This window comes from Longimicrobium sp. (assembly GCF_036280135.1).
GTDB lineage: Bacteria > Gemmatimonadota > Gemmatimonadetes > Longimicrobiales > Longimicrobiaceae > Longimicrobium.
This window is the reverse complement of sequence record NZ_DASURI010000983.1, coordinates 1-10,798: the sequence shown is the minus strand read 5'-3', so window position 1 is coordinate 10,798 and position 10,798 is coordinate 1. Positions and strand designations below refer to the sequence as shown.

General features: G+C 71.3%; 9 protein-coding genes. 1 reads left to right on the top strand and 8 read right to left on the bottom strand.

The features are described from left to right. Nucleotides 1-97 precede the first annotated feature (97 nt). The 8 genes from VFZ20_RS31640 to thyX all read right to left on the bottom strand — a co-directional run bounded on the left by VFZ20_RS31640 (nucleotide 98) and on the right by thyX (nucleotide 9,327). Entirely contained in the window at nucleotides 98-253 is a 156-nt protein-coding gene (locus VFZ20_RS31640; protein WP_329687974.1) for a hypothetical protein, read from the bottom strand. Beyond that, nucleotides 250-1,653: a hypothetical protein gene (locus VFZ20_RS31635; protein WP_329687973.1), complete on the bottom strand. Its 1,404-nt coding sequence runs from the start codon at nucleotides 1,651-1,653 to the stop codon at nucleotides 250-252. The genes VFZ20_RS31640 and VFZ20_RS31635 overlap by 4 nt, the downstream gene beginning before the upstream one ends. Continuing rightward, complete coding sequence (locus VFZ20_RS31630) at nucleotides 1,650-2,756, bottom strand: DUF3419 family protein (RefSeq protein WP_329687972.1); 1,107 nt, start codon at nucleotides 2,754-2,756, stop codon at nucleotides 1,650-1,652. The genes VFZ20_RS31635 and VFZ20_RS31630 overlap by 4 nt, the downstream gene beginning before the upstream one ends. Before the next feature lie 369 nt (nucleotides 2,757-3,125). Next, nucleotides 3,126-5,840, bottom strand: a complete 2,715-nt coding sequence (locus VFZ20_RS31625; protein WP_329687971.1) for a PEP/pyruvate-binding domain-containing protein — start codon at nucleotides 5,838-5,840, stop codon at nucleotides 3,126-3,128. A gap of 17 nt (nucleotides 5,841-5,857) precedes the next feature. Next, on the bottom strand, nucleotides 5,858-6,787 hold the full coding sequence (locus tag VFZ20_RS31620; RefSeq protein ID WP_329687970.1) for a hypothetical protein: 930 nt from the start codon (nucleotides 6,785-6,787) through the stop codon (nucleotides 5,858-5,860). A 112-nt stretch (nucleotides 6,788-6,899) separates the two neighbouring features. After that, nucleotides 6,900-8,180 carry a hydroxymethylglutaryl-CoA reductase gene (locus tag VFZ20_RS31615; protein WP_329687969.1) on the bottom strand — a complete coding sequence of 427 codons (1,281 nt, stop codon included), beginning with the start codon at nucleotides 8,178-8,180 and terminating at the stop codon, nucleotides 6,900-6,902. A gap of 104 nt (nucleotides 8,181-8,284) precedes the next feature. Then, the gene (locus VFZ20_RS31610) at nucleotides 8,285-8,530 is read right to left on the bottom strand and encodes a type II toxin-antitoxin system HicB family antitoxin (RefSeq protein WP_329687968.1); all 246 of its coding nucleotides are present in this window, start codon (nucleotides 8,528-8,530) and stop codon (nucleotides 8,285-8,287) included. A gap of 14 nt (nucleotides 8,531-8,544) precedes the next feature. Further along, nucleotides 8,545-9,327 (bottom strand): FAD-dependent thymidylate synthase, encoded by a 783-nt coding sequence (gene thyX, locus VFZ20_RS31605; RefSeq protein WP_329687967.1) that lies wholly within the window; start codon nucleotides 9,325-9,327, stop codon nucleotides 8,545-8,547. A 168-nt stretch (nucleotides 9,328-9,495) separates the two neighbouring features. Here thyX and VFZ20_RS31600 point away from each other — a divergent pair, with 168 nt between their 5' ends. Then, entirely contained in the window at nucleotides 9,496-10,404 is a 909-nt protein-coding gene (locus tag VFZ20_RS31600; protein WP_329687966.1) for a cobalamin-binding protein, read from the top strand. Nucleotides 10,405-10,798: the final 394 nt, after the last annotated feature.

Below are 10,798 nucleotides of genomic sequence, written 5' to 3'. Positions count from 1 at the left end.
AAAAACCGTCCCGCGCGGGACCGCGGGCCGGCGGCGTGGCACTCGCCCGCGACGGACAGTCCGCGAAGGCGGACTTCGCGATGTTCCAGCGGCGAATTCATTCGCTCGTCGCGGAGGTGGCCATGGCGAAATCGGTCATCTCGGCATCGCCCATCCCGGCATCACCCATCCCGGCATCACCCATCCCGGCATCGCCCATCCCGGCATCGCCCATCCCGGCATCGCCCGTCCCCGCATCCGCCATCGCGCTCACAGCACGCCCTGCTGCCACAGGTGCAGGGGCAGCACCAGCGCGGTCGCGATGGCCGTGCTGATGGACTGCAGGCGCAGGTCCCAGGGTGCCACCTTGGGCCACGCCTTCACCCGCCGCACCGTCAGGTACAGCATGACGCTGATGATGCAGAGGAGCGCCGCCAGCATCACCCCCCACCGGCTCACACCCGATGTGCCCACGGAGAGACCGATCGGTACCACGATGAGGAAGCCGACGATGGCGCCGAACGCCGCCAGCCGGTTGGGCGACCGGCGGCGCTCCCCTGGCACCCGCAGCAGGTGCGCGAAAAGCACGATCATCAGCTGCGCGGCGACCACGCCCACGTACGGCAGGTACAGCAGGTTGGATGGCGTGCGCGGCCAGACGATCGCCACCACGTCGTTGGTGAAGAAAAGGAGCGTCGGCAGGCCGGCCACGTAAAAGACCGTGCGGATGTGGTACCCGGCCCCCGCCTCGGGCTCCATCCGGCGCGCCACCAGGTGGAACCCCGCGAAGCAGAGCACGGCCAGCGCGGGCGCGATGGTCCACTCCGCGCCGCCCAGCGCGTACGCGCCGTAGACGACGAGCGCCAACCCCATGGCGCTGCTCAGGGCCAGGAAGCGGAACCGCCACGCCAGCAGCCCCGCCAGCAGCGTGATCACCAGCTGCGCCGCCAGCTGCCGGGCAATGTGCTCGCCGCCGTACGGCGTCATCATCCACAGCAGGAAGTACGTGGCCAGCGGCACCACCAGGTTGTCGCTGCCGCCGGGGCTGATCCCCTCGAAGATGGTGACCGTCAGGGCGATCTGCGTGGCGATGAGGACGCTCGCCCAGCGGCTGGTGTCCGTGGCCAAAAGGAGCGGCAGGTGCACCGCCATGAACGTCGTCAGCAGGAACACGGCGGACCCTTCCAGCGACCGCCGGTCCGTTTCCACGTGGTAGATGGCCTTGCCGTACTCCGACCCCAGCAGCGCCGCGAGCGAGTCGCTCACCATCAGCACCAGCAGGGAGATGAGGTAGAAGACCGGCTGGTTTCCCGCCAGCAGGAACAGGAGGTAGATGGCGATGGGGTAGTAGATGCCCCCCTCCGACCGCCGCTCCACGCCGTGGATGCTCTGCAGCAGTCCCAAACGGCGCGTCGCGAAGATGATCCCCGCGAACCCGAAGGCCAGGATGAGCACCGTCCCGTGCCACGCGAACAGCCACGGGAACGCGGCCGTGACGGCGCCCGCGCCAAAGTGCGCCAGCTTGCGCGTCCACTCCGCCGGCGGGTTCCCGAAGTGCCGCCACGCCTCGCCGATGGCGAACAGCAGCAGCAGGAACACGCTCACGAGCCCCGCGCGGGCCAGCTCGCCCCCCACCGTGCCGAACGGCGGCATCCATCCCGTCAGCGCGTTCATCCCGCCACCCGGTCCACGTGCAGCGCGCCGTAGAACCACGCCAGGTCGCGGGCGTGCAGCGCCTGCGCCGTGTCACGCAGCGGCTCCACGCGGCCGGCGAGCGCATCCGGGCGCGAACGGGGCGCCAGCAGGTTCCAGTATACCAGCCGGGCGCCCGGATTGGACCGTTCCACGAGCGCGCCGTAGCAGCGCTCGTGCTCCGCGGGACTCATGTACTCGAAGATGTCGGAGAGGTTGAACCCGTCGAAGCGCCCCTCGCCCGCCTGCTCGATGGGCGCGCGCACCAGCCGCACCCGGTCCATGCGCGACCGGATGGTCTCGAACCACTCCGGGCGCAGGTAGCGGGGCAGGGCCTCGGGCGGGTAGTTGCCCGTCATGATGTACGCCACGTACGGATTGCTGTGCACGGGCAACGCCGTGAGCGCGTGCCGCGTCCGCGCCAGGATGCGCGCGCCCACGGAGCCTTCCACGTGTGAGAAGAATGCGGGATCGCGCCCCATCCGTCCCATCACCGCGCGGCTGAAAAACAGGCGAAAGAGCAGGCGCCAGCGCCACGTGTTCCACTCGCGCGCGTAGAACCGCTCCTGTTCCGCCAGCGACCGCTTCTCCCGCAGCCGGTCGATGCGCCGGCGCGGATGGACGAACGGCAGGATACGGGTGCGGAACGCCCGCAGGTAGCGCTCGAACTTGCCCGCGTGGATCACTCCGCCGGCGATCGCGTCCGGCATGGAGTCCCAGAACCCCCGCGCCTCTGTCGACAGATCGCCCCGTAGAGACCGATAGGTCTCCAATCGCGCCGCCGACGGCGCCGTGCCCAGGAACGCGAGGAGTTGCGGGTGCTCCAGCCGGCGGAACGCGGCCATCCGCAGCTCCACGCAGGCCAGCTGCACCGGGCTCAGGTCCGCCGCGACGACCTCCGCGGGGTCCAGCGTGAGCATCGCGAGGGCGTTGTCGCCCGCGGAGGCGATGGAAAGCAGGCGCCCGCCCGCGGCAGCCGGGGCGAGCGCCTCGCAGAGCACGTCCGCGTCCTCCCACACGCTCGCGTAGCGGATGAAGGAGAACGACGCGCGGTTGTCGATGCTGCTATGTCTAGGCTGATTCATGCCTTGCGGCACTGGATGTCAGGTGCGCCCGCGCCGCTGTGACGCGATTGACACGCGGCGGCATCGCCTGTGTTGATGGATGCCTCACCGCTTGCGTCATCCTGAGGGAGGCGCCGCGCGAGCTTCGCCCGGGCAAGGATCATGGCGCCGACCGAAGGATCTTGCGTCCCCTCCTCTGCGCCCGCGCTTAGGCAGGATCTCGCCCGGAAAGTCCGTGCACCGGATCAGACACGGAGGCACGCACACAAGATCCTTCGTCGCGCCAACGTATTCAGCGCCATCGGGTTCGCGCGGCGCTCCTCAGGATGACAATGTCGCTACCTCTGCCAGTGTCCAGAGTAGCACGTCAACGGGTTCCGCGGGCGTTCCTCAGGATGACGCCTCTCCGCTTCGGGGCGGAAGGAAAGACGGTTCGGCATCCGGCGCGTCCAGGCGGCGGATGGTGCCGGCGGTGCCGTCCATCTCCACCATCTCGCCGTCGCGCAGCGTGTCCAGCAGGCCGGCAATGCCCACCACGCACGGCAGCGCCAGCTCGCGCGCCACGATGGCACTGTGGCTCAGCAGCGAGCCGCGCTGCACGAGGATGCCCTCCACGGCGGGAAAGAGCAGCGTCCAGCCCGGGTCCGTGCGCTCCGCCACCAGGATGTGCCCCGTAAGCTCGCCCGCGTGGTTGGGGTCACGGACCACGCGCACGGGCGCGCGCACCACGCCCGGCGACGCGCCCGTCCCGCGCAGCTCGGCGGACGGTGCGGCGGCCGGCGCCAGCGCGGCCACGAACTCCGTGGGCGGACCGTGCGTCTCGAAACGGTCCGGCGGGGCGGGAGCGCGTTCGTATGCGGCGAACTCCGCCTTGCGCAGCGCCGCCAGCGCGCGCAGGTCCGTCGTCACGCCCGTGCCGTCCAGGTGCGCGAAGATCTCGTCCACGCGCAGGTACAGCACGTCGCGGGACGCGTCCAACCGTCCCGATTCCGCCAGCCGCGCGCCAATGCCCAAAAAGATGCGCCGCACCGCCCCGAACACGCGCGTGCGCTCGAAGCGCAAGTTCTCGCGGTCGCGGATGCGGGTGCGCGCCTGCCGCAGCACGGAGAAGAAGGCGCGTCGCCGCAGACCACGCAGTCGCGACCGCACGGTCGCCTCGGCGGACGCGCGCACCTGCGCCTCGTGCGCTCCGTCCTGTGGGCGCACGGCACCGGCACGCGCGTACGTGCGGATCAGGCGGACGAGGAACGACGGATCGTCGCCGTGCGTGAGCGTCTCCAGCTTGAGCTCGTTGGCGCACCGGTCGCCAAAGCGGTCCAGGTACGCCCGCAGCTCGCCATGGAAGTCCGCGTGGTCCCCCGCCTGGCCGATGCGCGTCCACAGCCGCGCGTCGTCCGACTCCGTCTCAAAAAGCGCGGTCAGCGTGGGATCGGCGGCCACGCGGGCGCTCAGCTCCAGCACGCGCTTCGCCGGCTCCGTGCTGATGATGCCGCCTTCGCCGACGAGCAGGTCGTTGGCCAGCGTGGGCGGCGCGCCGGGAATCCACTTCTCCACCAGCTTTACCAGCACGCCGAAGAAGATCATGGCGAAAAAATCGTTCACCAGCGGCGCGCGCCAGTGGCGAAGCAGCTTTTCTTCCAGGTCGCGGTAGAGGGCGGCCAGCGCGTCCGCGCTCTTGGCCGACAGGTCCACGCCGGCCAGGGGCGCCAGCGCGGCGTCCACCCGCGCGTGGAACGCGGGCACCTCGCGCTTCAGGCCGCGCTGCGCGGTGATCAGCTTGCCCACCATCCGCACCGTGCGGCCGGTATCCTCCCACTTTCCCGCCACCACGGGGACGGCCGGCGCGTCCTCCAGCTTCTCGCGGACGCCCATCATCCGCTCCATGAACTCGCGGTTCACGGTGTAGCCGGGAAGGAGCGCCAGCACGCGATACCAGTTGAGCAGGTTGTAGTACACCCGCCCGTTGACGAGCCCCAGCATGTTGGCGAAGACGTGCCGGTGCTCCGTCAGCAGCTCTTCGCTCACCCCCAGCAGCCGGCAGAACTGCAGGTACACCTGCTCGTAGACGGACCGCGCGAAGCTGAACGTCAGCGGGGTCGTCACGCCGCTGTAGCTCTCGACGATGTTGCTGTTGTCCCACAGCCGCCGTTCTCCCCCCGTCCTGTTCGGAGCGGTGGCGGCGGATTTCACCCGCGTGGTGATGGGACGCGTCTGCAGGATGAACAGCCGGCGCGGTCCACCCGTGGCGTCGTTCGCCAGCGCCCACTCCACGTCCTGCGGCGCGCCGAAGTGCGCGGCCAGGCTCCGCGCGGCGGACGCGATGCGGCGCGCCTCGTCCTCCGTGAGCGCGGGCTGCAGGCGATCGTTCGGATGGACGGGGATCCACGCGCTGCCGCCGTCCGGCTGCAGGCCCAGCGCGCGGTCCTTGGTCGCGATTTCCGCCGTCACGCCGCCGGTGGACGAGACGTGGTAGGTGTCCGCGTCCAGCTCGCCGCTCACCAGCCCTTCGCCGAGCCCGAAGACGGCGCTCACGACGGCCGTGTCCCCATCGGCGCGGACAGGGTCGGCGGAGAAGGCGACGCCGGCGGCCTGCGCGTCCACCATCTGCTGGATGATGACGGCCATCCGCGCCGGCACGCCGCCCTGCCGCGCGCGGTACGCCGCCGCGTGCGCGCTGAACGCCGATGCCCACACGTGGCGGATGGCATCCCACAATCCGCCCGCGTCCCCATCGGCGCGAACGCCCAGCACCGTCTCGAACTGGCCCGCGAACGAAGCGGACGCGCCGTCCTCGCCCACGGCGGACGAGCGGACGGCCAGCAGCGCGCCCCGCAGCCCGGCGGCGTCGAGCGCGTGCAGCACCTCCGCGCGGAAGTCCGCCGGCAGCTCCATCCGCGCCACGTTCGTTCGCGCCGCCTCCGCGTCCGCGGTGAGTGAAGACGGCGCGTCGCCCACCAGCCGCTCGAACGCCGCCGTGCCGATGGCGATCCACGGCGGCACGTCCGCGCCTGCCTCCCCCAGCAGGGCCAGGTTGCGCGCCTTGCCGCCCACGGCCTCCAGCGGCGGCACGGCGCCGCCCGCGTGGATGGCCCAGGCGGAGCTCAAAGGCGATGCGGCGTCTGTCATCCGACGAACAGCGAGGGCGTAAAGCCGAGGATAAGGTACGACGCGAGCGTCCACAATCCGCTCGCCGCCTCAATCCGCCTGGCGCGCGCGGAGGTGGGTCGACGGAGGAAGAGCAGCGCGGGGACGGCCGCGAGCACCATCAGCACGGCGAGGATCACGGCGGCCGTCTCGGCTCCGCTCGTGCCGGACGCGGCCAGGGCTGCGCACGCGGCGGCGCCGGCCAGCGCGGCCAGCCAGACGGCCGGCGCGGCGCGCGGGCCCCACGTGGCCGTGTACGTCTCCACGCCGTCGCGCTCGCCCTCCGGCGCGCGGATCTTTCGGCCGATCTCCACCAGGATGCCGTTGAGGAAGGCGAGACCCAGAAAGAGCGGCAGGCCGCGCGGCGGATCGAGGACAGCGAGCCAGTCCAGCCCCGTGAGGTAGGCGAAGAGGAGTGGCATGACGAGCATGTGGCTCAGCAGGTACGCCGCCGGGCGGGCGCGCAGCCACTCCGCCACGAAGAACTCGCGCGCCATCAGCGCCGCCCACGCCACCGCGGGCACCAGCGCGAAGAGCAGGCGTGGCGCGATCAGCGCGTTCGCCACGCTGGCGCCCAGCGCGACGACGGCTCCCGCGCGCCGCAGCTCCGCGAGCGTGACGAGCCCGCGCGGCACGGGGAGCTCCGGCCGGTACAGCCGGTCCACGTGCGCGTCCTTGTGCTCGTCCGCCACACGGAGGAGGAAGAAGAAGCCCAGCGCCGTCGCCATGCCCACGAGCAGGATGGGCCACGGCGGCAGCCCCGGCCGTCCGCGCGCCGCCGCCGACCACGCCGCCGCCGACAGCCCCGAGATCCCGATGAGCGGCACGTATGCCGCCACCGGGAAGCGCTCGCGCTGGTACGCCCACAGGCGCGAAGCGAGCGGCGCGCGGGCGGTGACGGTGTTCATCGTCCCCGCACGAGAGCGGACCCCGAGAGGCGCCCCCTCCGCTCGCCCAGGTTCGCACCTCTCCCCCAAAAGACGGGGGGAGGTTGGACGACGGTCGCTCGTTCGACGTGCGTCACCGCGCACCCCGGCCCAGCGCGGCGTGGGCGCGCGCGAAGTCGCCGGCGCACAGCGCGCCCACGATGGAGAGCTCGCCGGCCAGCGTGACGGCCGCGCAGATCTCCGCGAGCTTGCTGGCGCGTCCGTCGCCCAGGCAGTCCATGATCCGCAGGCACTCCTGCGCCGTGGGCAGGCGTGTGCCGCCGCCCACCGAGCCCACGATCAGGTTGGGCAGGCTCACGGCCGCGTACAGGTCGCCCTCGTCCGTCACCTCCAGCCGCGTGACGCCCACGCTGGCCTCGCTTACGCACGCCACGTCCTGTCCGCACGCCAGGAACAGCGCCGCGATGCCGTTGGCGATGTGCCCGTTCACGCCGATGCTGCCCGTGCGCACGCCGCCCACGAAGCTCACGCGCCAGTAGTCCGCCATCCGCTCCGGCGTGGTGTGGAGGATGCCCTCCACCAGCGCGCGGGGAATGCGCGCCTCGGCCGTCACGTTGCGCCCGCGCGTCTGCAGGAACGAGAGGGCCGTGGCCTTCTTGTCCCCCGACATGTTGGATTCCAGGAACCAGTAGCGCGGCTGCACGGGCGTGCGCGCCAGGATGTCGTCACAGACGGCCGCCGTGCAGAACGTCACCATGTTCTGCCCCGCCGCGTCGCCCGTGTGGAACGCGAAGATGAGGTAGACCTGGTTGCCCTCGATGTGCGTCTGCAGCTCCAGCAGGCGCCCGTGGTTGCTGGTCTGCGCCACGATGGCCTGCAGCGCCTCGAACTGGTCCACGGCCCACGCCGCGAAGTACGCCGCCCGCGTCACCGACTCGAAGACGAACGCCGGCGCGCGCTGCACGTGCTCGCTGGTCGTCAGGCAGATGGCACCGCCCGCGGCCGTCACCAGGTGGGCGCCGCGGTCGTGGCTGGCCACCAGCGCGCCCTCGGAGGTGGCCAGCGGCACGTAGAAGTCGCCGCGCGCGTGCAGCCCGTTCACCCGCAGCGGGCCGATGAGCCCCACGGGCACCTGCGCGAACCCGATAAAGTTCTCGATGCTGCCGCGCAGGGTGCCGGCGTCGGGATGGGGCGCGTCGCCGGCCAGGTGCGGGATCTCCGTCCCCAGCTCCTGGATGAACGCCACGCGCTTGCGGTGGGCGTCCGCGCTCCACTCGCGCAGGCAGGGCACGCGCGGGGGAACGGGGCGCTCGTCGGCGTGCGTGGCGTCGAGCAGCGCGACCATCTCGGCCGTGGGGCGGCCCTGCACGAGCCGGTCGCGCACCTGGCGGGCCTGGTCCTGTGAGATGGGCATGAAAACGCGTGAACGAGCTCCGGAGGATTGCCTGCCGGCCGCCGGGCCGGTCGTACATGGTAACCGGCCCCGGGGTGCCTGGGGAAGGGTCGGGCGTGGCGGAGCTAGCGGAGTCGTACGGTGTCAAGAACCGTGACATCGATCTCCGTCACGTGCACGTCACGAGATTCCCGGCGGGTGATCTCGGTTTCGTCCGCGCACTCGTAGAAGAGCGCGACCGCCTCGATCAGGTTCTCTCGCGCGTCTTCGATCGTAGATCCCTGGCTGGCGATATCAAGCGCGGGACAGAGGCTGACGTACTCGCCTCCGTCCCGCGTGATCACGGCCGTGAGCCGCAGCGTTCGCTGCATGCGCCTGAAGCCTCTCACACCTTGCTGTGCTGCGTCTCCACCGTTTCGGTGCCGTCCGCGTGGGGGACGAGGTGCATGTCGCCAAAGATATGGGCCGCCTCCGCCCGCATGATGTGGAGCACCTCGTTCGCCAGCCGGCGGATCTCCACGTCGGCCGAGGCGGCGCCGCGCATCTCCATGAAGTGCCGCCATGCGCGGGCGTTGCCCGTCACGACGATCTTGGTCTCGGCGCAGTTGGGCAGCACGGAACGGGCGGCCTGCCGCGCGCGCTTCTTTCGCATGGTGGCCGGGCCGTCGTCGCCCACCTGGCTGGACATCTCGTCCAGCAGGGAGCGGTAGCCCTCCAGCGACTGCTCGCACGCCTCCGCCCACACCTCGAATGCGCGCGTGTTCTCGGAGATCTCCGGCGGCAGCACGAAGCCGATGTTGGACTCGTCCACGTACCGCTGCGACAGCTGCGAGAACCCGAAGCCCGCGCGGTGCCGGATGAGCTCGTGCGTGAGCGACCGGCTGACGCCCTCGATCAGCAGCGTCCACACGGCGTGTTCCAGCACGCTGCCGTGCTTCACCTGCAGGATGTTCCCCAGGTAGGCCTCGTTGGACGTGCGTCCGGGGATGCTCTTGTGTCCGCCCTCCAGGCCGGCATCTTCGCCGAACGAGAGGTAGCACATGCGACCCGCGAACTCGGCGACCACCTCGCCCGCCACGTCGCTGTCGCTGTGCCAGTCGATGTGCTCGGGATACAGGAACTGCTGACGCGTGATCAGCGTGATGCGCGGCTCGCGGATGATGTGCATCGAGGGAACGCCTTCTGGAGGGTGATCGTCGGCGGCGACAAGCTAGGCCGTTCGCCCGCGCGCGTGCAAGGACGGGGATCGACCCGGCGCGCGGAAGCCTCTATCTTCCCCGGCACGCGCCGCCCCCGATTCCCCGGGCGACGCACGGACCGACGACGAGCGAACCGGATGCGCATTGCCTCGATGCTTTCCAGCGCCACGGAGATCGTGTACGCGCTGGGACTGCAGGACCACCTCGTGGGCATCTCGCACGAGTGCGACTACCCCGCCCAGGCGCTGCGCCTGCCGCGCCTGAGCCGCTCGCGCTTTGACCCCGCCGGCCTCACCAGCGGCGAGATCGACGCCGAGGTGCGCCGCTGCATGCTGGAATACGGCAGCGTGTACGAGGTGGACGTGGATGCCCTGCGCCAGGTGCGGCCGGACGTGATCCTTACGCAGGCCGTCTGCGAGGTGTGCGCCGTGCCCACGGGCTCGGTGGATGCCGCCGTGGCTGCCCTCCCCTGGCAGCCGGCCGTGGTGTCGCTGGACGCGCACACGCTGGACGGCATCCTCCACACCATGCGCCAGGTGGCCGACGCCGCGGGCCAGTCCGCGCGGGGCGAGGAGGGCGTCGCGCGGCTGCGCGGGCGCGTGGATCGCGTGGGCCAAGCCGTGGCCGGGCGTCCGCGGCCGCGCGTGCTGACGCTGGAGTGGCTGGACCCGCCGTTCGCGCCGGGGCACTGGGTGCCGGAGATGGTCACGCTGGCCGGCGGCGACAACCTGGTGGGCGACGCGGGATCGCACTCGCGCGAGATCCCGTGGAGCCGCGCGGAGGGGCTGGACCCCGACCGGCTGCTGCTCGTCCCCTGCGGATACGCCATGGACCGCGCGCGGCAGGACGCCGACGAGCACCGCGCGCACCTGCGCCGCCTGGCGCCGTCCGCCATCGACGGCGGGCGCGCGGCGGTGGGCGACAGCGCGTACTTCAGCCGGTCGGGGCCGCGCGTGGTGGATGGCATCGAGGCGCTGGCCACGTGGCTGCACCCGGATGCGGGGCTGACGATGCCGGGGGAGCGGATCCTGGAGAGGTGGCGGTGAGCGCGTAGACGGCCGGCCCCCAGCCGGAGCGAATGAATTCGCCGCTGGAAATTCACGAAGAAGTCCGCCTTCGCGGACTGCCCCAGCGGAATCGCCCCGACGTGCACCGACGGGGAGCCCGGCAGTTGAAGCCTCGCGCAGTTTGCGAGGCTTTCCGCTGTCGTTGCGGCGACTTCAGTCGCTCCGGCGCGTGCTCGGCTCATCCCCAATCGCCCCTCCCGCACCTCTTTCGCATCCACCCCTTGACCCTGACATTAGCGTCAGGGTTTAGATTGGGTGCGTGACGGTGAGCGGCACCGGACGCGGCAGACGCGCGAGCACGGAGGGGCACCATGCGCGTGGGAGAGATCTCGGACCGGACGGGGGTGAGCGTGCGGGCCATCCGCTACTACGA

Bases quoted from the DNA above. Each gene is read 5' to 3' on its own strand.
- VFZ20_RS31620 (WP_329687970.1), bottom strand. From the start codon at position 6,787: ATGAACACCGTCACCGCCCGCGCGCCGCTCGCTTCGCGCCTGTGGGCG.
- VFZ20_RS31635 (WP_329687973.1), bottom strand. From the start codon at position 1,653: ATGAACGCGCTGACGGGATGGATGCCGCCGTTCGGCACGGTGGGGGGC.
- thyX (WP_329687967.1), bottom strand. From the start codon at position 9,327: ATGCACATCATCCGCGAGCCGCGCATCACGCTGATCACGCGTCAGCAG.
- VFZ20_RS31610 (WP_329687968.1), bottom strand. From the start codon at position 8,530: ATGCAGCGAACGCTGCGGCTCACGGCCGTGATCACGCGGGACGGAGGC.
- VFZ20_RS31615 (WP_329687969.1), bottom strand. From the start codon at position 8,180: ATGCCCATCTCACAGGACCAGGCCCGCCAGGTGCGCGACCGGCTCGTG.
- VFZ20_RS31600 (WP_329687966.1), top strand. From the start codon at position 9,496: ATGCGCATTGCCTCGATGCTTTCCAGCGCCACGGAGATCGTGTACGCG.
- VFZ20_RS31630 (WP_329687972.1), bottom strand. From the start codon at position 2,756: ATGAATCAGCCTAGACATAGCAGCATCGACAACCGCGCGTCGTTCTCC.